This window comes from Pedococcus bigeumensis (assembly GCF_006438965.1).
Taxonomy (GTDB): Bacteria; Actinomycetota; Actinomycetes; order Actinomycetales; family Dermatophilaceae; genus Pedococcus; species Pedococcus bigeumensis_A.
The window spans coordinates 44,437-63,667 of record NZ_RCZM01000001.1 but is presented as its reverse complement, the minus strand read 5'-3'; the positions used below and the strand labels follow the sequence as shown (position 1 = coordinate 63,667).

Annotated in this window: 19 protein-coding genes and 1 tRNA gene; 4 read left to right on the top strand and 16 right to left on the bottom strand. The window is 70.0% G+C overall.

The genetic code is table 11. The features are described 5' to 3' along the window. Positions 1–64: 64 nt before the first annotated feature. The 7 genes from ilvA to EAH86_RS00245 form a co-directional block, all read right to left on the bottom strand. Positions 65–1,291 (bottom strand): threonine ammonia-lyase, encoded by a 1,227-nt coding sequence (ilvA, locus tag EAH86_RS00275; protein WP_194150720.1) that lies wholly within the window; start codon positions 1,289–1,291, stop codon positions 65–67. 36 nt (positions 1,292–1,327) lie between these two features. Beyond that, positions 1,328–2,185 carry an ABC transporter permease gene (locus EAH86_RS00270; RefSeq protein WP_140736642.1) on the bottom strand — a complete coding sequence of 286 codons (858 nt, stop codon included), beginning with the start codon at positions 2,183–2,185 and terminating at the stop codon, positions 1,328–1,330. Beyond that, positions 2,182–3,156 (bottom strand): ATP-binding cassette domain-containing protein, encoded by a 975-nt coding sequence (locus tag EAH86_RS00265; protein ID WP_140736641.1) that lies wholly within the window; start codon positions 3,154–3,156, stop codon positions 2,182–2,184. The genes EAH86_RS00270 and EAH86_RS00265 overlap by 4 nt, the downstream gene beginning before the upstream one ends. 160 nt (positions 3,157–3,316) lie before the next feature. Next, positions 3,317–4,648, bottom strand: a complete 1,332-nt coding sequence (locus tag EAH86_RS00260; protein ID WP_140736640.1) for a glutamate mutase L — start codon at positions 4,646–4,648, stop codon at positions 3,317–3,319. 38 nt (positions 4,649–4,686) lie between these two features. Continuing rightward, a complete protein-coding gene (locus tag EAH86_RS00255; protein ID WP_140736639.1) occupies positions 4,687–5,877 on the bottom strand; it encodes a cystathionine gamma-synthase in 1,191 nt (396 codons plus the stop codon). Positions 5,878–5,898: 21 nt separating this feature from the next. After that, the gene (locus EAH86_RS00250) at positions 5,899–6,363 is read right to left on the bottom strand and encodes an MOSC domain-containing protein (RefSeq protein ID WP_241668100.1); all 465 of its coding nucleotides are present in this window, start codon (positions 6,361–6,363) and stop codon (positions 5,899–5,901) included. Next, on the bottom strand, positions 6,360–7,373 hold the full coding sequence (locus EAH86_RS00245) for a GNAT family N-acetyltransferase (RefSeq protein ID WP_161988531.1): 1,014 nt from the start codon (positions 7,371–7,373) through the stop codon (positions 6,360–6,362). Before EAH86_RS00245 ends, EAH86_RS00250 begins: the two co-directional genes overlap by 4 nt. A 130-nt stretch (positions 7,374–7,503) precedes the next feature. On the opposite strand from EAH86_RS00245, the gene msrA reads away from it, so the two are divergent. Beyond that, positions 7,504–8,217, top strand: a complete 714-nt coding sequence (gene msrA, locus EAH86_RS00240; RefSeq protein ID WP_425325207.1) for a peptide-methionine (S)-S-oxide reductase MsrA — start codon at positions 7,504–7,506, stop codon at positions 8,215–8,217. A gap of 22 nt (positions 8,218–8,239) precedes the next feature. Here msrA and EAH86_RS00235 read toward each other — a convergent pair whose 3' ends face one another. The 4 genes from EAH86_RS00235 to EAH86_RS00220 form a co-directional block, all read right to left on the bottom strand. Then, the gene (locus tag EAH86_RS00235) at positions 8,240–8,698 is read right to left on the bottom strand and encodes a lamin tail domain-containing protein (RefSeq protein ID WP_140736636.1); all 459 of its coding nucleotides are present in this window, start codon (positions 8,696–8,698) and stop codon (positions 8,240–8,242) included. Between the two features lie 288 nt (positions 8,699–8,986). Next, complete coding sequence (locus EAH86_RS00230) at positions 8,987–9,493, bottom strand: DUF1992 domain-containing protein (protein WP_140736635.1); 507 nt, start codon at positions 9,491–9,493, stop codon at positions 8,987–8,989. A 67-nt stretch (positions 9,494–9,560) separates the two neighbouring features. Continuing rightward, positions 9,561–10,121, bottom strand: coding sequence for a universal stress protein (locus tag EAH86_RS00225; protein WP_140736634.1), 561 nt, complete (start codon positions 10,119–10,121; stop codon positions 9,561–9,563). A gap of 11 nt (positions 10,122–10,132) precedes the next feature. After that, positions 10,133–11,605 (bottom strand): MFS transporter, encoded by a 1,473-nt coding sequence (locus EAH86_RS00220; RefSeq protein ID WP_140736633.1) that lies wholly within the window; start codon positions 11,603–11,605, stop codon positions 10,133–10,135. 178 nt (positions 11,606–11,783) lie between these two features. Here EAH86_RS00220 and EAH86_RS00215 point away from each other — a divergent pair, with 178 nt between their 5' ends. Then, complete coding sequence (locus tag EAH86_RS00215) at positions 11,784–12,674, top strand: cobalamin-binding protein (RefSeq protein ID WP_140736632.1); 891 nt, start codon at positions 11,784–11,786, stop codon at positions 12,672–12,674. 10 nt (positions 12,675–12,684) lie between these two features. On the opposite strand, the gene EAH86_RS00210 is transcribed toward EAH86_RS00215, so the two are convergent. Next, entirely contained in the window at positions 12,685–14,061 is a 1,377-nt protein-coding gene (locus EAH86_RS00210; protein WP_140736631.1) for a cystathionine beta-synthase, read from the bottom strand. Between the two features lie 198 nt (positions 14,062–14,259). On the opposite strand from EAH86_RS00210, the gene EAH86_RS00205 reads away from it, so the two are divergent. Both EAH86_RS00205 and EAH86_RS00200 read left to right on the top strand, forming a co-directional pair. Beyond that, a complete protein-coding gene (locus tag EAH86_RS00205; protein WP_140736630.1) occupies positions 14,260–15,438 on the top strand; it encodes an SGNH/GDSL hydrolase family protein in 1,179 nt (392 codons plus the stop codon). 52 nt (positions 15,439–15,490) lie between these two features. Beyond that, positions 15,491–16,714: an acetyl-CoA C-acetyltransferase gene (locus tag EAH86_RS00200; protein ID WP_140736629.1), complete on the top strand. Its 1,224-nt coding sequence runs from the start codon at positions 15,491–15,493 to the stop codon at positions 16,712–16,714. A gap of 72 nt (positions 16,715–16,786) precedes the next feature. On the opposite strand, the gene EAH86_RS00195 is transcribed toward EAH86_RS00200, so the two are convergent. The 4 genes from EAH86_RS00195 to EAH86_RS00180 form a co-directional block, all read right to left on the bottom strand. Beyond that, entirely contained in the window at positions 16,787–17,707 is a 921-nt protein-coding gene (locus tag EAH86_RS00195) for a hypothetical protein (RefSeq protein WP_140736628.1), read from the bottom strand. A 103-nt stretch (positions 17,708–17,810) separates the two neighbouring features. After that, positions 17,811–18,041, bottom strand: coding sequence for a hypothetical protein (locus EAH86_RS00190; protein ID WP_241668099.1), 231 nt, complete (start codon positions 18,039–18,041; stop codon positions 17,811–17,813). A gap of 52 nt (positions 18,042–18,093) precedes the next feature. Then, positions 18,094–18,954: a Bax inhibitor-1/YccA family protein gene (locus tag EAH86_RS00185; protein WP_140736626.1), complete on the bottom strand. Its 861-nt coding sequence runs from the start codon at positions 18,952–18,954 to the stop codon at positions 18,094–18,096. 137 nt (positions 18,955–19,091) lie between these two features. Further along, positions 19,092–19,169 (bottom strand) — tRNA-Leu (locus tag EAH86_RS00180). Between the last annotated feature and the right edge of the window lie 62 nt (positions 19,170–19,231).

Below are 19,231 nucleotides of genomic sequence, written 5' to 3'. Positions count from 1 at the left end.
CCCGCGGCTGCGGGCGTATGCCGGTCGCCCAGGAGTGTGCGCCAGTCGCCCGGGAGGGTGCCGGTCAGCCGAACTTGAGCTGGTAGCCCTTGCCGCGCAGCGCGCTCAGGACCTCGTCGCAGTGCTGCTTGCCGCGGGTCTCCAGCTGCAGCCCGATCTCGACCTCGTCGACGGTGATCGTCGTGCCCGTGCGGATGTGTTCGACCTCGAGGACGTTGGCGTCCACCGCCGCGCAGTCGGCGAGCAGCTTGGCCAGGTGGCCCGGGCGGTCGGAGACCCGCACCCGGAACTGCAGGTAGCGTCCCGCCGCGGCCATGCCGTGTCGGAGGATGCGCAGCAGGAGGAGGGGGTCGATGTTGCCACCGGACAGGACCGCCACGACCGGGCCGTCGAGCTGCTGCTGCCCTGCACGGTCGAGCAGGTGGGCCACGGCGGCAGCACCTGCGGGTTCGACGACGAGCTTGGCGCGCTCGAGGACGAAGAGGAGCGCGCGGGACAGCTCCTCCTCGCTCACCGTCTCGATGCTGTCGACGAGGTCGCGGACCAGGGCGTAGGGCACGTCGCCCGGCATCCCGACCGCGATGCCGTCGGCCATCGTCTGCATGTTGGCAAAGGCGACGGGCTTTCCCGCCGCCAACGACAACGGGTAGGCCGCGGCCTGTTCGGCCTGCACGCCGATGATCCGGACGTCGGGCCGAGCAGCCTTGACCACCACCGAGATCCCGGCGAGCAGTCCGCCACCACCGGTGCTGACCACGATGGTCCTGACGTCGGGACACTGGTCGAGGATCTCCAGCCCGGCGGTGCCCTGTCCCGCGACGATGTCGCGGTGGTCGAACGGGTGGATGAGGACCGCGCCGTTGCTGGCTTCCCAGGCGCGTGCCTTGACCAGGCACTCGTCGATGGTCGTCCCGACCTGCTCGATCGTGGCTCCGTAGGCCTGGGTGGCGATCAGCTTGGGCATGGGCGCGCCATGGGGCATGTAGACCTTGACGTCGATGCCCAGCAGCTGGCCGGCCAGGGCCACGCCCTGGGCGTGGTTGCCCGCGCTGGCCGCCACCACCCCGCGTGCCTTCTCCGCGTCGGAGAGCCTGGCCATCCGGGTGTACGCGCCGCGGATCTTGAACGACCCCGCGCGTTGGAGGTTCTCGCACTTGAGGAAGACCTCGGCGCCGACGCGGTCGGACAGCGCCCGGCTGTACTCGAGCGGGGTGGGACGGACGACGCCGCTGAGCAGGTCCTGCGCAGCGCGCACGTCGTCGAGGGTGACGGACAGCGTCGGTGATGCCATGCCGCGAAGGCTAGTCCCTCCGCGACCGGTCGATGACTAGCCCTGGGTGCGCTTGTTGAAGGCCCGGATCGCGAGCGGCGCGATGACCAGAGTCAGGCCGATCGTCCAGATCAGCGTGGTGATGACCGGGTGGTGCATCGGCAGCTGTGCGTCGGCCGGCACCGGGATGTCGTTGCCCCACAGCTGTCGCACCGCCTGGACGAGCGAGGAGATCGGGTTCCATTCGGCGACCACCCGCAGCCCGTGCGGCATCTTGTCGGTCGGCGCAAAGGTGTTGGCCAGGAAGGTGATCGGGAACATCGTCGTGAACATCAGGCCGTTGACGGCCTCGACCGACCGCATGGCCGACCCGACCAGGATCCCGACCCAGATCATGGCGAAACCCCAGAGCAGCAGCAGGGCGTAGGCCAGCACGGCCTCCGCGAGGCTGCCCCTGATCCGCCAGCCGACGAACAACCCGGTCACGGACATGACCAGGATGCCGATGCTGGAGTGCAGCAGGCTGGAGATGCTGCGCCCCACGAGCACCGCGGACGGGTTGATCGGGAGCGACCGCATCCGGTCGACGATGCCCTTGTCGATGTCGGCGGTGAGCCCGACCGCCACGATGAAGGACGCGAAGGCGATCGTCTGCCCCATGATCCCGCCCATCAGCCACTCGCGGTAGCCGGCCGGCGAGCCCTGGACGGCGATCGAGCCACCGAAGACGTAGGCGAAGAGCAGGACGAACATCACCGGCTGGATGGTGACGTCCATCAGCATCTCGGGCATCCGCTTGATGTGGATGAGGTTGCGCCGGGTGATCGCCAGCGACTGGCGCAACAGCCCGGTGGGCCTGATCTCTGGCCGGGCGATGCCGCTGGCCGACGCGCGGGTGGTGGTCTCGGTTGTCATGACGCCTGCTCCTCGTCGGTGGTTGCGTCGGTGTCCTCGGCGCGGTGGCCGGTGAGGTGGAGGAACACGTCGTCCAGGCTCGGTCGCTTCAGGCCGAGGTCGTCGAGCTCGATCGCGCTGTCCTCGAAGACGGCCGCGATCCGGGTCATGTCGCGCAGCCCCTCGGCCGGCGCGGTCAGCTGGCGTGCGGCCTCGTCGACGTGCACCTCGGACACGCGTTGGCGCAGCATCTCGGCGGCCGTCTGCAGGTCCTCCGCACGCGAGACGGTGAGGACCAGGCTCGCCTTGCCGCTGCGGTCCTTGAGCTCGAGCGGGGTGCCCTCGGCGATGATCTGGCCGCGGTCGATGACGACGATGCGGTCGGCGAGCTGGTCGGCCTCCTCGAGGTACTGGGTCGTGAGGAGCAGCGTGGTGCCGTCCTTGACCAGCCCACGCAGGACCTCCCACAGCTCAACACGGCTGCGGGGGTCCAGGCCCGTCGTGGGCTCGTCGAGGAACAGCACGCGCGGCGTGGCGATGAGGCTGACGGCGAGGTCGAGCCGTCGGCGCATGCCGCCTGAGTAGGTCTTGACCGTGCGGTCGGCCGCCTCGCTCAGCGAGAACCGCTCCAGCAGGTCGGAGCCGGCCGCCTTGACGTAGCTCGAGGACAGCCCGTAGAGCGAGCCGATCAGCCGGATGTTCTCGCGACCGGTGAGCAGCTCGTCGACGGTGGCGGCCTGGCCGGTGAGACCCATCGACCGACGCACCGCATCAGGCTCGCGCAGCACGTCGTGCCCGGCGACGCGGGCTGTGCCGCTCGTCGGCTTGGAGAGCGTGGTCATCATCCGCACCGTCGTCGTCTTCCCTGCGCCGTTGGGCCCGAGCAGTCCCAGGACCGAACCCTCCGGCACCGAGAAGCTCACGTCGTCGACCGCCGTCTGGTCACCGAACCGCTTGACGAGGTGCTCCGCCTCGATCGCCAGGGAGGTCATGCCTCGACCATAGGCCGGGGCCTCATCGCCGAACCAACCATTTTCCGGTCCTCCCATTCGCGTTATATCGCGTTTATCCAGACACGTTATATCGCGTTACTGATCGCGACGGCAAGCCCTCATGCACCCACGCCAGCGCGACCCCGGTCAGGGAGCGACGCTACGACCCACCACCGACAGTCCCGCCGACCACGGTCCGTGCCAGCGCCCGCGCGGCCTCGGGGTGCGTATCGCGCAACAGCCCGACCGCGAACAGCAGGTATGCCGTGTCCGTCACCACCGCTGCCGCCCGCGGCACCTTCCAGCCGCCGGCGTGGTCCGTGGCCACGGCGTAGAGCACCGAATCGCGACCCTCCGGCGTCGCATGCCGAAGCACGCCGCCGGACCCGACGACCACCTGCACGTCGGCAAGCGGCCTCGCGCCGGCGCCCGGCCCGGGCGGACGGGCATGGCGGCGCACGGCCACGACGGCGGCAGCCCTCGCGAGCGCCAGGTCGAACCCCCACTCACCGTCGCCCACCGGAAGGTGCCCGGTGTCGCGGACCACGCGCGCGGCATACGCCTCGATGCCTTCGGGGAGGGGCACCTGCTCGCGGTGCGCGGCCTCCACGATCCCCTCGGCGTTCCACCGCATGCCGAGGTCGGCCTCGACGGTGCGCGAGTGCCACAGCGGCGCGACGACGTCCTTGGCGAGCCCGGCGTCCTCGCCCTGCGGGCGCAGGGCGGAGTAGACGTCGGTGGTGGCCCCGCCGATGTCGACCACCAAGACGTCGCCGTCCAGGTGCTCGGCGAGCACAGCCACCCCGTCGAGGACCGCGTCGGGTGTCGGCGCCTGGACCATCGCCGCGAAGTCAGGACCCCGCGACAGCCCCTTGCCGCCGATGACGTGCTCGAGGAAGACCCGCCGGATCGCGGCCCGCGCCGACTCCGGTGCGATGACGCCGATCGCGGGCAGCACGTTGTCTGCCACCGTGAAGGACCGCCCCGTGGAGGACAGCCTCGCCTCGACCTCGGCCCGCGCGTCGGCGTTTCCGGCCACCACCACGGGTGCCGTGATGCGCGCCTTGGCGAGTCGAGATGCGTTGTGCAGCAACACTTCTGCGTTGCCTCCATCGGTGCCCCCGACCAGCAGCACGAGGTCGGGGCGACTGGCCTGCAGCTGTCGGACGGCTGCGCCCGACAACGCTCCCGACGTCACGTGGGCAACCCGCGCACCGGCGCTCAGCCCGACCCGGTGGCCGGCCTGCGCGGTGACCTCGCGCTCATAACCGACGACGGCGAGCCGCAGTCCGCCGCCCGCGCTCGAACAGGCGAGGACCTCGTCGACCGCACCGTGAGCGGCGAGCTCGGCGCGCAGGGTGCGGTAGCCATGGAGGACGTCGGTGCCGATGGTCGTCGGTGTCGACGCGGTGGTGACCACCGTTCCGTCTGCGGCGACGAGCACCGCCTTGGTGAAGGTCGAGCCGAAGTCGACACACAGCAGCTGCGTCACATGTCCGCCTGAAGCCGCCCGCCCTTGTCACTGCCTGCTCAGCCGAGCCGGTCGAGGGCCTGCTGGAGGTCCGCGATGAGGTCCTCGACGTCCTCGATGCCGACCGACAGCCGGATCAGGTCGGCGGGGACCTCGAGCTCGGTGCCGGCAACGGAGACGTGCGTCATCCGGGCCGGGTGCTCGATGAGCGACTCGACGCCACCGAGCGACTCCCCCAGGGTCCACAGCTGCGTCTCGCCGCAGACCTTGACGGCGACGTCCTCGCCGACCTTGACCTGGAACGAGATCATCCCGCCGAACCGCTTCATCTGGCGCTTGGCGACCTCGTGGCCGGGGTGGCTCTCCAGCCCCGGGTAGTGGACCGCACTGACGGCCGGGTGGCCGAGCAGGAAGTCGACGACCCGCTCGGCGTTGTCGCTGTGCCGCTCCATCCGGATCGCCAGCGTCTTGAGCCCGCGAAGGACCAGCCAGGCGTCCATCGGGCCGGCGACCGCACCCATCGAGTTCTGGTGGAAGGCAACGCGATCCACCGCGTCCTCGAAGCCCGGCACGGTGATGTCCTTGCCCACGACGACCGCGCCGCCGACGACGTCGGAGTGACCCCCGCAGTACTTGGTGGTCGAGTGGGTGACGATGTCGGCCCCGAGGGCCAGCGGCTGCTGGAGGTAGGGCGACGCGAACGTGTTGTCGACGACGAGCAGGGCGCCGGCCTCGTGTGCGATCTCAGCGAGGGCGGTGATGTCAGCGATCCCGAGCAGGGGGTTGGTGGGCGTTTCGACCCACACGATCCTGGTCTGCCCGGGGCGGATCGCGGCACGCACCGACTCGACGTCCGCGATCTTGGCAATGGTGTGCTCGACACCCCAGGTGGAGAGGACCTTGTTGAACAGCCGGTAGGTGCCGCCGTAGGCGTCGCTCGGCACGACGACGTGGTCGCCCGGCTTGAGCAGCGCGCGCAGCACGGTGTCCTGACCGGCCAGCCCGGACGAGAACGCGAACCCGCGGGCACCGCCCTCGAGCGCCGCGAAGCACTCCTCCAGCGCCGTCCGGGTCGGGTTGGCCGAGCGGCTGTACTCGTAGCCGCCGCGGAAGCCGCCGATCCCGTCCTGCTTGTAGGTGGAGACCTGGAAGATGGGCGTGATCACGGCTCCGGTGCCCAGGTCGGGCTCCTGTCCCGCGTGGATCGCACGCGTCGAGAAGCCCTGGTCGCTGCTGTTCTGCTCGGTCATGGCGGCAAGGCTAGCCCCCGCTCAGGACCCCTCCCGCACCACCGGGTCACCCACCCGGATGACCCCTCCTTCGAGGATCCGGAAGACCGTGCCACCCCTGGCGTGCAGGGCCTTCCTGGCCCCCGGCCCGATGAGGTCGTCCATCAGGCGACACGGCGCCGCTGGGCGCACCACCTCGAGCAGCGCCTCCCCCATCCGGATCCGGGTGCCCGGCCGGCCGGGGACCGGACCACCCGACAGGGTGATGTTGCGACGGGTCGCGCCCGCCTCGACGGTTGCCCCCAGGGCGTGGCTTGCCTGCGCCAACGACGGTGCCGACTGCACCGTCACGTGCCGGTGCTTCGAGCCGTGGTAACGGTCACCCACCAGGCCGGCCCCGGCTTCCGCCACGACAGACTCGACGGGTCGCATCGGCAGCTTGGTGGCCTTCGCGACATGGATCGAGACCACCGTTCCGAGGTCGGCGTCGACCGGGTCGTCTCTCACGGCGCCTCCTTCTGCCACTCGCGCATCATCGCGTCGTGGACGTAGCCGACCGCGTGGTTGACCGCCAGCATGGGCGCGTTGTCGTCGGCGTTCCAGGTCCGCACGCTCGTCGTGGTCGGGGATTCGGCCATCAGGGCAAGCGTGCTGGCCGCCTTCATCCGCAACCCCACCCGGTGTCCCCGGTGCTCCCGCATGACCAGGGTGTCCTGCTGGAACGCCACCAGGGCGCCGCGCGGCACCTGCACCTGCGTGTAGCCGACCAGCTCCCCGCTGGCCTCGTGGACGGCGAAGGTGTCGACCGCCCGCCGTCCCATGGCCGCGATGCGCTGGTACTCGGCCCGGACCCGGACTTCGTCCCAGCTCTCCTCCTCGAGCTGGAGGTCGCCGAACGGGATGTCGGTGCTCATCCGCCGGCTCAGCTCCGCGCGACCCGCCAACCACTCCTCGGGTATGCCGTCCCAGCAGGTCTGCATGACGTAGCCGTCCGCGCCGTCCCCGGTCCGGGACGACGCAGCTTCCAGCCGCGCCCGGTCAGCGGGCAGGGACAGCGAGCTGCGCAGCACGGTCTGCGCACCGGCATACCCGTGGGGGGCGGCGAACTCCTCGCCGCTCTCGTCGCGCCCGTCGACTGGCCACTGGGTCTGGGTCAGCAACAGGGTGCGGCCGTGCTCGCGGGCCACGGCCTCGGTGTGCTCGAGCAGCAGCGTGCCGACGCCGTGCCGCCGGTGATCGGGGTGGACCACCACGATGACCACACCCTGCGTCCTGTTGTCGTGCTGAGGCATCACCAACCCGGCGGCGCCCACGACCGTCCCGTCGTCGGTGACGGCCGCCCACGAGATCCGAGGGCGGTCGGTGCTGCGACCCAGCTCGCGCAGCTCGTCAGCCGACCAGGAGGTGTGGTCGGCGCCGAAGACGTGTCGGCCGTCCGCGGCGAGGACCTCCACCCAGTCGTCGAACAGCCGTCGCTGCGCCCCGTCGGGGTCGTCGATCAGGGTGAGGGTGACCATCCGTCCACCCTGCCCGGGCGGGCACCACCGGCGCCAACCAGTTTGGCCGGTGAGCGGGCTGGTGAGCCCCGCAAGGGCCAGAACCCCTCGATGGAACAGTCGCCCGCAGGCAGGCGTTGGAACGGTCGTGATATTCGGATCGCGTGCCAAGACGACCCTGCCCACCGCCGAGAACGCCCTGCACGGACGCGAGCAGCGTCCGTTCCACATCGCCGACGAGCACGTCGTGCTGCACACCCCGCTCGAGGGGCCCTGGCCCGAGGGGACCGAGGTGCTCTACATCGCGATGGGGTGCTTCTGGGGAGCCGAGCGGATCTTCTGGCGGCTGCCCGGGGTCGTGACGACGGCGGCGGGCTACATGGGTGGCCTGACGCCGAACCCGACCTACGAGGAGACCTGCACCGGCCTGACCGGCCATGCCGAGGCCGTGCTCGTGGCCTACGACCCGCAGGTGACCACGCCCGAGCTGCTGCTGAAGGAGTTCTGGGAGAACCACGACCCCACCCAGGGCAACCGGCAGGGCAACGACATCGGCACGGCATACCGGTCGGCCATCTACTGGACCACGCCCGACCAGGCGCGCGCTGCCGAGGCGACCCGCGAGGCGTTCCAGAAGGTGTTGTCCGACAACGGCTTCGGCACGATCACGACCGAGATCCGCTCAGCCGAGGACGCCGGCACGTTCTACTACGCCGAGGACTACCACCAGCAGTACCTCTACAAGAACCCCGGCGGCTACTGCAACCACGGACCCAACGGGATGACCTGCCCCGTCGGCCTGGTCAAGCAGGACCAGCTGCCCTCCCAGGAGAGCGTCCTGCGGGTGAACGACTCAGGCGCCTGAGCTCAGGGGTTCGGTCAGCCGTTCAACGGCTCACGCGGTACGCGGCGGCGCTGGCGTCCTTGAACGTCCAGGAGTCCTTGAGGACGCCCTTGCTGTCGCGCAGGTAGGCCGAGTCGCCGGTGTTGTTCCAGACGTACCAGGAGCGGTTGTAGTAGCGCTTGGTGCTCGTCGCGCTGCCCTTGCCGGTGTAGACGACGACCGAGGTCTTGGCCTTGAGCGTGAAGCTCGGGAACCGGTAGGTGAAGCCCTGCTTGTCCTTCAGCGTCCAGCCGCTGAGCGACCGGTTCTGCGCCGTGGTGTTGGTGATCCGCACCCACTCGCTGTTGAGGCTGGCGTTGGACCCCTTGTCCGAGCCGGGCGAGTCGTACTGGATCTGGGTGATCCGGATGGCGGGCACGGCGGCCTCGGCGGACACCGGGGCGAGCAGCCCGAAGGTCAGGGCAACGGCGGGCACGGCGGCGAGGGCGAGGCGAGAGCGCATGACGCGAGGCTAGGGCGGTGCGACCGCCCGAAATGCCGACTTCGCACCTTTGCCACCCGGCTCGGTCCGAACGGACGAGGCGCAGAGGCCGGGAGCGCCGCAGCTGACGTCGGAGTCCGGGCCGTTCGTGGCTCCGACGCCACGAACGGCTGCTCGACGGCCGCCCAAGGCGCCATTCGTGGCGGACGTGGCAGGAATGCACGCCACGTCCCGAGAGGTGAGTGCATTCGCGGCGGAAGCGGCACCAAGGCACGGCCGCGCGGCGGCATCGCCCGGGCTCGGGGTAGGTCAGCTGGCCGAAGTACGGCGCAACAGCCGAGCGAACCACGAGCCGGGACGGGAGCCAGGCGCTGAGGCGGCCTCGCGACGAGGCGGGTCCGCCGCCGACTGAGCGCGCAGGGCCCGCAGAGCGCGCCACTGCCCGACGAGGTCGTCCACGTCGACGGTGCGCGCGAGCAGTGGCGGCAGGTTGCCGACGGCCGGACGCAGCCGGTCCACCTTGACCCGGTGGTTGAAGTCCTCGAGCACGATGCGGGCGCTCTCCTCGGTGCGCAGCTCGAGGAGCGACTCGGGGAACGTGGCCGCCTCCTTGCGCAGCGCGATGGCCGGCGGCATCGCCGCGGTCATGTCGAGCTGCTCGCGCTGGACCAGCCCCTTGACCCACCAGTCCGGGTCCTCGACGTCGGGGCTGCCGAGGTTGCGCAGCGGCTTGCCCGCGCCGGGCAGGTTGTCGAACTCCCCGCGCTCCTGTGCCTCGCGGATCGCCCGCTCGACCGGAGATTCCCAGTTCTCCATGGTGCCAACCTAACCCGAGCACCCAGGCGAGGTATGCCGCGTGGTCGCCCACGCGGCATACCTGCACCTAGGCCGGTGGACGGGGGTGGCTCAGCCCCGGTCGCCCTGCGCGGCCGGCGGCCTCGGTGACGTTGCGGGCCATGCTGCCGGCTGCGCGTTCGAGCGCACTCCGAGGGGCTCCCGAGACGCGCGGCGGCATCACCACCACGGGGCAGCTCGCGCTGGAGACCAGGCGCATGGCAAAGCCCGGCATGGCCGAGATGTCGAGCCGGCGAGGCGCATCGATGACCAGCAGGTCAGCATGCTCGGCAGCCACCAGCAGGCTGCGTCGCTTGCCGCCGTGGACCAGGCGCACCTCGACGCCATGGCCGCCACCGAGCACCTCGGCCACGTCCGCCTGCAGGTCGGCCAGGGCCTGAGCCTGCGCTGCACCGGCGTCCTCGGTGATCGGCGACGGGGTGACCCGCGATGCGGTCTGCGGCGGGGTCGGCCGCCAGGCTCGCACCGCCACCACCCGGCCGCCGCGCAGGGCGGCCAGCTCGGCCGCCCAGTGCAGGGCCGTGGGTGACTTCGACGTCGCGCTGACGCCGACCACGATCGTGTAGGGCTGGGACTCGTCCGGTTCCATGTGTCCGCCTCCTACGCGCGAGCCGGTTCGACCGGCCCGTCGTCGCTGACCTTGCTGAGCGGTTCGGCGATGTCCTCCAGGCCCTTGCCCTCGGCATCGACGCCGATCCTGATGGCGACGACCGCACCGAGGATCATGATCGACGAGGCGAGGATGTAGCCCCAGAACAGCGGGTTGCGCTCCTTGCCCTCACCGACCAGGGCGCCGAACAGGACCGGCCCCAGGGCACCGAAGATCTGTCCGATGGCGAAGAAGTAGGAGATCGCCTGGCCGCGCACCTCGAGCGGGAAGATCTCGCTGACCGTCAGGTAGGCCGAGGACGCACCCGCCGAGGCGAAGAAGAACGACACGCACCAGAAGATCGTGTGGGTCGTTGCGTTCAGCGTTCCGGCCTTGAACAGGAACGCCGACACCAGCAGCACCAGACCGGCAACCATGTAGGTCGCGAAGATCATCTTGCGTCGACCGATGGTGTCGAACAGGTGGCCGAGCAGCAGCGGCCCGGCGAGGTTGCCGATCGCGAAGGGGATGAAGTAGATCGCGGCCGCCGACTTGTCGAGGTGGTAGAAGTTCTGCAGCACCAGCGCATACGTGAAGAAGATCGCGTTGTAGAGGAAGCTCTGCGTGATCATCATCGTCAGGCCCAGCACGGTGCGCGACGGATACTTCTTGACGAAGACGTGGACCAGGTCCTTGAAGGGGATCTCCTCCTTGGCCTTGATCACCATCGCCTTGCTCTCGTCGACGGGCGCCAGCTCCTTGCCCTGCGCCTTGACCGAGGCCTCGATCTCGTCGACGATCCGGTCGGCCTCCTCACCCTGGCCGTGGGTCACCATCCAGCGCGGGCTCTCCGGGATGTGCCGGCGCAGCCAGATGATGACCAGACCCATGACCGGGCCGATGAAGAACGCGATCCGCCAGCCGACGTTCGCCGCGACGCGGTCGGTATCCAGCAGCCAGAAGCTGGCGAAGGCACCGAGCAGGGCGCCGGCCCAGTAGGTGCCGTTGACGGCGATGTCCACCCGGCCGCGGTACTTCGCGGGGATGAGCTCGTCGATGGCGGAGTTGATCGCGGTGTACTCGCCGCCGATGCCCAGACCCGCCACGAACCTCCACACGTAGAGGAACCACGGTGTCCAGGCCAGCCCGGCGATGCCGGAGCCGACCAGGTAGATCGCCAGGGTGATGATGAACAGCCGCTTGCGACCCAGCTTGTCGGTGAGGCGGCCGAAAGTGAGCGCACCGACCACCTGCCCGATCAGGTAGATGGTGCCGGCGAAGCCGACCTCGGTGGAGCTCATGTGGAGGCTGTCCTGGAAGCCGGCGTTGGAGACCAGCTGGATCTCGAGCCCGTCGAGGATCCAGGAGACGCCGAGACCGACGACCACCAGCCAGTGGAACCTCGCCCAGGGCAGGCGGTCCATCCTGAAGGGGATCAGGCTCCGCACCGCTCCGGTCTCGGTGGGGGCTGCTGCTGTCGTCATGGGCCACTCCTCGCTGTTCACGTCAGGTGGTTGCGCAACGCACCCACCGGGGGAACCTACGCGTGGTTCGTCCGTTTCGCGCGTTGAAAGCGCCCCTGACCTGCAGAAACGTCAGAATCGATCTCTCACCGGTGCCTCCGACGCTGCTGTCGCGGCCGCGCTGCGTAGGGTCTGGAGCATGCGGATCGTGTCCCTGCTCCCCTCGACCACGGAGATCCTGTTCGCCATCGGCGCGGGTGACCAGGTGGTCGGGGTCACCTTCGAGTGCGACACACCCGCGCAGGCCCGCGAGCGCACGATCGTCTCGACCACCGCCATCCCCGAAGGCCTGTCCGCCCACGACATCGACGCCTTCGTGTCGAAGGCGATGGCCGCCGGCGAGGACCTCTACCACCTCGACGCCGGCGCCCTGGGCGCGCTCGACGCCGACCTGGTGGTCACCCAGGACCTGTGTGCCGTCTGCGCGGTCGACGTGTCCGTCGTCGACGACGCCCTCGCCTTCCTGGGGTGCCGCGCCGACGTCCTCACCATCGACCCGCATAACCTCGACGAGGTGCTCGAGTCGGTCCTCACCCTCGGCACCGCCACGGGCTTCGAGGGCACCGCAAGTGCCCTCGTGGCCGGCCTGCGCCAGCGCCTGTATGCCGTGGAGCGGGCCGTGCTCGATGCGCCCCGACCGCGGGCGCTCGTCCTCGAGTGGACCGACCCGGCCTTCGCCCCCGGACACTGGGTGCCCGAGATGGTGACCGTGGCCGGCGGCCGCAACGTGCTCGGGGATGCTGGGGAGAAGTCGGTGCGCGTGACGTGGGACGCAGTCCGGGACAGTGCACCCGAAGTGGTCGTGTGCGCCCCTTGCGGCTACGACCTCGAGGGGTCAGCGGCGTTGGCACGCAAGGCGATCGACTCCGGCGAGCTGCCACCCGGCATACCTGTCTGGGCGGTTGACGCCAACGCGAGCTTCGCGCGACCCGGGCCGCGCCTCGTCGACGGCGTCGAGGCGCTGGTCGGCATCCTGCACCCCGACGCGATGCTCCCGCCGCGACCGGACATGGCACGACGGCTGCGGTGAGCTGAGCCTGTCAGTCGACCAGCGCGATGAGCAGGTCCGCGCGGGTCAGCACGCCGACCGGCTTGCCGTCCTCGACGACCATGATCGCGTCGGCCTTCTCGAGCTCGTGCCGAGCCACGGAGACCGGCTCGCCGGCGCCCACGAGCGGCAGCGACGGCTCCATGTGCTTGTCGACCGAGTCGGTGAGGTGCGCGCTGCCGTTGAACAGCGCCTCGAGCAGCGCCCGCTCGCTGACCGACCCGGCCACCTCGCCGGCCATGACGGGCGGCTCGGCTCCGACGACCGGCATCTGCGACACGGAGTACTCGTGCAGGATCTCGATGGCGTCGCGGACGGTCTCGGTGGGGTGCGTGTGGACGAGGGCCGGCATGTCGCCGGCCTTCTTGTGCAGGAGCTCGCCGACGGTGCTCTGGTCGGCGGACCGCATGAAGCCGTAGGAGCTCATCCAGTCGTCGTTGAAGATCTTGGACATGTAACCGCGGCCGCTGTCGGGCAGCAGCACGACGACGACGGCGTCCGCGGGAAGGTCCTTCGCGGCACGCAGGGCAGCCACGACGGCCATGCCGCAGGAGCCTCCGACGAGCAGGCCCTCCTCCTTGGCTAGGCGACGGGTCATCTCGAACGAGTCGGCATCGCTGACGGCGATCACCTCGTCGACCATCTTGGGGTCATAGGCCGTCGGCCAGAAGTCCTCGCCCACGCCCTCGACGAGGTAGGGGCGGCCGGTGCCACCGGAGTAGACCGAACCCTCGGGGTCGGCGCCGATGACCCGCACGCGGCCACCCTCGCGGGTGTCGGAGACCTCACGCAGGTAGCGGCCGGTGCCGGTGATCGTGCCGCCGGTGCCGACACCTGCCACGAAGTGGGTCACGAGGCCGTCGGTGTCGTCCCAGATCTCGGGCCCGGTGCTCTCGTAGTGCGAGGCAGGTCCCATCGGGTTCGCGTACTGGTTGGGCTTCCAGGCGCCGTCGATCTCGCGGACCAGCCGGTCGGACGTCTGGTAGTAGGAGTCCGGGTGGTCGGGGGCGACGGCGGTCGGGCAGACCACGACCTCGGCGCCGTAGGCCTTGAGCACGTCGCGCTTGTCCTGGCTCACCTTGTCGGGGCACACGAACACGCACTTGTAGCCGCGGCGCTGGGCGACCAGCGCCAGACCGACGCCGGTGTTGCCGGAGGTGGGCTCCACGATGGTGCCGCCGGGCTTGAGCTCGCCGGACGCCTCGGCCGTCTCGACCATCTTGAGCGCGATGCGGTCCTTCACCGACCCGCCCGGGTTCATGTACTCGATCTTGGCCAGGATCGTCGCGGCGATCCCTTCGGTGACCGAGTTGAGCTTGACGAGGGGCGTGTTCCCGACGAGGTCGGCGATGTGCTCTGCGTACTTCACCGGCTCATCCTCTCAGATGGTGGACGGCCCCCAAGACCGCCTGTCCGACGGCATCCAGCGCGTCTCCCACAACTGGTGGAGCCCTAACGCACACCCCCGGCGCACCATCGGAGGGGGAGGGGGCACACCATGTCATGGTCAGCCGTTAACGTCAGAGGGACCAGCGAGACAGGGACCAGCCAGGAGAGGGGTCTGCCGATGGGTCGGGCTCGGCGTGCACGCAAGATCGCTGCCACTGCTGCCTACGGCGGTGGCGGCCTCGCTGCGGGCATCGGTGCGCTCGGCGCGTTGACCTACGGCGTCCTGAAGGCCGAGGCCAAAGTGGCCCGCCGGATCGTCGGCCAGCCCTTCGACGGCTCCCCCGACGACAACGGGTCCTATGGCTCCGGTGTCGGCGACCCGGTCGAGCTGATCGTCCTCGGCGACTCCTCCGCGGCGGGCATGGGCGCGGACAACCGCTACCAGACGGTCGGCGCGATCATCGCCAACGGCGTCTCGGCCCTGACCGGCCGACCGGTCCACCTCACCAACACCGCCGTCGTGGGTGCCGAGTCGTCCGGGCTGGAGCTCCAGCTCGCCAACGCCCTGGACCAGGTGGCCCGTCCACACGTGGCCATCATCATGGTCGGCGCCAACGACGTGACCCACCGGATCAACAAGGCCGTGGCGGTCCGCCACCTGGAGACGACGGTGCGCGCCCTGCGCGCCCTCGGCACGGAGGTCGTCGTCGGCACCTGCCCCGACCTGGGCACCATCCAGCCGATCCCGCAGCCGCTGCGGCTGATCGGGCGGCGCTGGTCCCGCGACATGGCAGCGGCCCAGACCGTCGCTGTGGTCGAAGCCGGCGGCCGCACGGTGTCCCTCGGAGACCTCCTCGGACCGGAGTTCGCCGAGCGCCCGCACGAGATGTTCAGCGCCGACCGCTTCCACCCCTCCCCTGCGGGCTATGCCCGCGCGGCTTCAGCCCTGCTGCCCAGCGTGTATGCCGCCCTCGGCGTCTGGTCCGGCGAGCCCACCGAGGAGCGTGCTCCCGACACGCGCCGCGGCGAGGGCGTGGGCCCCGTTGCGGTGGCAGCGGTGTATGCCGTGCGCGACCCCGGGACGGAGGTCAGCGCCACCCAGATCGCCGGCCAGAGCCGCGGCCCCCGCGGTCGTTGGGCGATGCTGCTGCGCCGTCCCCACAACCCGGTGCCCGACCGCCACGAGGGCGACGAGGGCGGGGTCGAGGCGGTCGCCGGACCGGGCGTCGAGGTGGCTCTCGGCACTGCCGCCGGCGCGGGAACAGACCTGCCCATGCTGGAGTCTGCGGACGGGGTCGGCGAGAGCAACGACACACCCACGGACCCAGCCACACGGCATACCATCGAGGCTGACTAAGCGGCCGCTTATCTCGCGGCCCCTCGCACCTGCTGCATGAGGAGGAACCCCCGTGACCGAAGCCGTCATCGTCTCGACCGCCCGCACGCCCATCGGGCGCGCGTTCAAGGGCTCGCTCAAGGACATCCGCCCGGACGACCTGTCCGTCCAGGTGATCAGTGCCGCGCTGGCCAAGATCCCCGAGCTCGACCCGACGCTGGTCGAGGACCTCTACTGGGGCTGCGCCGAGCCCTCCGGCCGCCACGGCTCCAACATGGCGCGTGTCATCTCCGTGCTGGCCGGGTTCGACGGGCTGCCGGCCTCCACGATCAACCGGTTCTGCGCCTCGTCGGTCCAGACGACGCGGATGGCCTTCCACGCGATCAAGGCCGGCGAGGGCGACATCTTCGTCTCCGGTGGTGTCGAGTGCGTGTCGCAGTACACCAACTGGGCCGGCGCCGGCGGCTCCTCGGGCGACGACCAGAACCCCAAGTTCGCCGGTTCCGCCGCCCGCAGCGAGCAGATCGCCAAGAGCAACGAGACGTGGACCGACCCGCGCCAGCAGGCCCTGCTGCCCGATGTCTACCTCTCGATGGGGCAGACCGCGGAGAACGTCGCCACGCTGCGCGGCATCTCCCGCGAGCGCCAGGACGAGTGGGGCGTGAGCAGCCAGAACCGCGCCGAGAAGGCCATCGCCGACGGGTTCTTCGAGCGCGAGATCGCACCCGTGACCCTGGGCGACGGCACGGTCGTGAGCAAGGACGACGGCCCCCGGGCCGGCGTGACGCTCGAAGCGCTGCAGGGTCTCAACCCGGTGTTCCGCGAGCAGGGCACCATCACGGCCGGCAACTGCTGCCCGCTCAACGACGGCGCCGCCGCGGTGGTCGTCATGAGCGACACCAAGGCCAAGGAGCTCGGGCTGACCCCACTGGCCCGCGTCGTGTCCACCGGCGTCTCCGGCCTGTCCCCCGAGATCATGGGCCTCGGTCCGGTCGAGGCCTCGCGCCAGGCGCTCGCCCGCGCCGGCATGGCGATCGGTGACATCGACCTCTACGAGATCAACGAGGCGTTCGCCGCCCAGGTGCTGCCCTCCGCCGACGACCTCGGCATGGACTTCGACAAGCTCAACGTGCACGGCGGCGCGATCGCCCTCGGCCACCCGTTCGGCTCGACCGGGGCGCGGATCACCACGACCCTGCTCAACGGCCTGGCCGCCCACGACGGTCAGTTCGGCCTCGAGACGATGTGCGTCGGCGGCGGCCAGGGCATGGCCATCATCTACGAACGCCTCAGCTAGCCCAGCCGCACTCGATGATTCGAGGTGATGTCCCACCGGATTCCGGTGGGACATCACCTCGAACGGTGGAGGTCAGGCTGCGCGGGCCCGCATGATTGCGTGGGCTCGACAGACCTGGTCCATGAAGGCATCAGGTTGCAGCCGGAGTCCCATGAGTGTCATGCGCAACACCCTGTCGCCCCGGATGACCAGGTCGTTCTGTCGGAAATGGTCGTCGCTGAGCGCCAGACCCCACGTGTGCTGCGAACCATCGATCTCCACCGCCAGCTCAATGTCGTCCCAGCTGACGTCGAGGTAGACCCTCCCCCGCCAACCTGACCTCAATGCCTGCCGGCTGGGTGTCGGGAGCCCGCGAGACCGGCAAAGCCTGGCGAAGTCCAGCTCGCCCAACGACTGCGCACCGTCGGCCACATCCAGCGCTACCAGGCTGATGAACCTCCTGCGGTTCCTGCCACGGATCTCCCGTACTGCGGCCAGCAGTGAAGCGCCGGTCACGAGGCGTTGTTGGACGGGCATCGCCAGGAGCAAGGCAGCCTGCCTATCGCTGACCGCCCAGTGGGCTGCCCGGACGGCGGCCACCGCCGGTCGGGTCCTGGTGGGTCCGACGCCGACCAGCTCGTCCGGGACCCGCCTGATCACCTTGTGCAACAGCACGCCGGATGGTTCGGCCACCCTGGCCGTGTGCTTGACGGACACGTGGATGCGGTCGTCGTCATAGCCCTGGAGGCCTGCCACCTGTAGGGCGGTCACGCCATCAAGGGCAGCGATGCCCTTCCCCACCTCCCACAGCGCGCGCTGCCGATGGGCGGACTCGCCCCGCGGACCAGTATGCAGCGCGACCGTCTGCAACCCGTGCAGCGCCCACCGGCCACTACCGACCTGCCGGCCGACGGACCTGAAGTCCCAGCCTTGGGCACGGAGCTGGGCGCGGCTCATCACCCCATCGGGCGCAAGGTCCGCGAGCTCGGCGCGAGACCTCCGTTCAGCTGACACTCCCACAGCATCGCGAAGCCGGCTCCACCCGGACGCCATTCATCCACAGCCCCCTTGATTCGAGGTGTTGTCCGACCCGATTTCAGTCGGACAACACCTCGAATCAGCCCAGTTCGCGGCGCAGGTCGCCGAGGCGAGAGGCGAGGTCGCCGCCAGCTTCGGCGTCCGCTGCACACGCGTCGTAGACCAGGACGGTCAGCTGGTCCATCAGGACGGCCGGACCCAGGTCAGGGACCTGTCGCGCAGGCGCGGCGAGGTCATCGAGCAGGAGCCGCGCCCGCGGCATACACGACAGTGCGCGGTCCAGCGGCAGCTGCTGCCACCGCCGGACCACGCGCTGTAGTTCCGCCGAAACCTCCTGCGGCACAGGCGATTTCGGGGGCACGTCAGTTGCGCAGGCGCCCGAGCAGGCGCAGGATCTCGAGGTAGAGCCACACCAGAGTGACGATGAGGCCGTGCGCCAGCAGCCACGAGTACTTCTCGGGAGCGCCCGCGGCGATGGCCCGGTCGATCGAGTCGAAGTCGAGGGCCAACATGGCCGAGGCCAGGCCGATGGCGAACAGCGAGATGCCGATGCCGAGCGGACCCGAGCCGCCGATGCCGAACGAGTTACCCGATACCAAGGCGTAGACCAGGTTGATGAGCGCGAAGATCGCGTAGCCGACGACGGCCATCGTCACGATGCGCCGGAACTTCTCGGTCACCTTGATGATGCCGGTCTTGTAGGCGAGCAGCATGCCGGCGAACACGGACAGGGTCGCCAGGACCGCTTGGGCGACGATGCCCTGGAAGATCGGGGTGTCCGTGGCCCGGTCGAAGTACGTGCTGTAGGACTCGCTGATCGCCCCGACGAACAAGCCCTCGAACACGGCGTAGGCGAGGATCAACGGCACGCTGATCGTCTTCTTGAACGCGATCACGAGGCCCAGACCCAGGATCCCCACCAGGCCGACACCCCAGATCCCGATGCCGTAGGTCGGCGAGAGCTGCCAGCCGACGGCGCCGAAGATCAGCACGATGGCGAACAGTCCGAGCGTCTTCATCACGACGTCGTCGATGGTCAGGCGCTTGGTCTGGACCGGCCCGGCTGCGGGCTGGTTGTAGAGGTCCTGGAGCTGCTGGCTGGACATGCCGTCGGTGGCCGCCCGGCCCGCCGTCGGCTGCGTCGGTGCGCCGCCGCGGCCGAAGCCGGCGTAGCCCTGACGGGACTCCTTCTCGATCCGGTCGAACACCGGGTTGCTGGCCATGCGTGTCTCCTTGGAGGCGTAGGGCGGCCCTGCGGTCAGCCGCTCACCCCAGACTACGTGCGAGGGAGGGGAGAAAGTTCCCGACGGACGCCCCTGTGGACGACCAGCCCACTTCTCTGGCGGCGCGACCGTCCTGATGGTGCCCCCGACGGGGATCGAACCCGTACCTGTGGCGATTTTAAGTCGCCTGCCTCTGCCAGTTGGGCCACGGGGGCGGGCCAAGTATGCCGCGCGCGCGTGCCGTTCGTGCCACGCTGGGGCCCGACCGGAAGGGGCG

Coding starts and splice junctions, on each gene's coding strand:
- EAH86_RS00265 (WP_140736641.1), bottom strand. CDS start 3,156: ATGACCTCCCTGGCGATCGAGGCGGAGCACCTCGTCAAGCGGTTCGGT.
- EAH86_RS00235 (WP_140736636.1), bottom strand. CDS start 8,698: ATGCGCTCTCGCCTCGCCCTCGCCGCCGTGCCCGCCGTTGCCCTGACC.
- ilvA (WP_194150720.1), bottom strand. CDS start 1,291: ATGGCATCACCGACGCTGTCCGTCACCCTCGACGACGTGCGCGCTGCG.
- EAH86_RS00270 (WP_140736642.1), bottom strand. CDS start 2,185: ATGACAACCGAGACCACCACCCGCGCGTCGGCCAGCGGCATCGCCCGG.
- EAH86_RS00255 (WP_140736639.1), bottom strand. CDS start 5,877: ATGACCGAGCAGAACAGCAGCGACCAGGGCTTCTCGACGCGTGCGATC.
- EAH86_RS00215 (WP_140736632.1), top strand. CDS start 11,784: ATGCGGATCGTGTCCCTGCTCCCCTCGACCACGGAGATCCTGTTCGCC.
- EAH86_RS00230 (WP_140736635.1), bottom strand. CDS start 9,493: ATGGAGAACTGGGAATCTCCGGTCGAGCGGGCGATCCGCGAGGCACAG.
- EAH86_RS00225 (WP_140736634.1), bottom strand. CDS start 10,121: ATGGAACCGGACGAGTCCCAGCCCTACACGATCGTGGTCGGCGTCAGC.
- EAH86_RS00220 (WP_140736633.1), bottom strand. CDS start 11,605: ATGACGACAGCAGCAGCCCCCACCGAGACCGGAGCGGTGCGGAGCCTG.
- EAH86_RS00205 (WP_140736630.1), top strand. CDS start 14,260: ATGGGTCGGGCTCGGCGTGCACGCAAGATCGCTGCCACTGCTGCCTAC.
- EAH86_RS00245 (WP_161988531.1), bottom strand. CDS start 7,373: ATGGTCACCCTCACCCTGATCGACGACCCCGACGGGGCGCAGCGACGG.
- EAH86_RS00185 (WP_140736626.1), bottom strand. CDS start 18,954: ATGGCCAGCAACCCGGTGTTCGACCGGATCGAGAAGGAGTCCCGTCAG.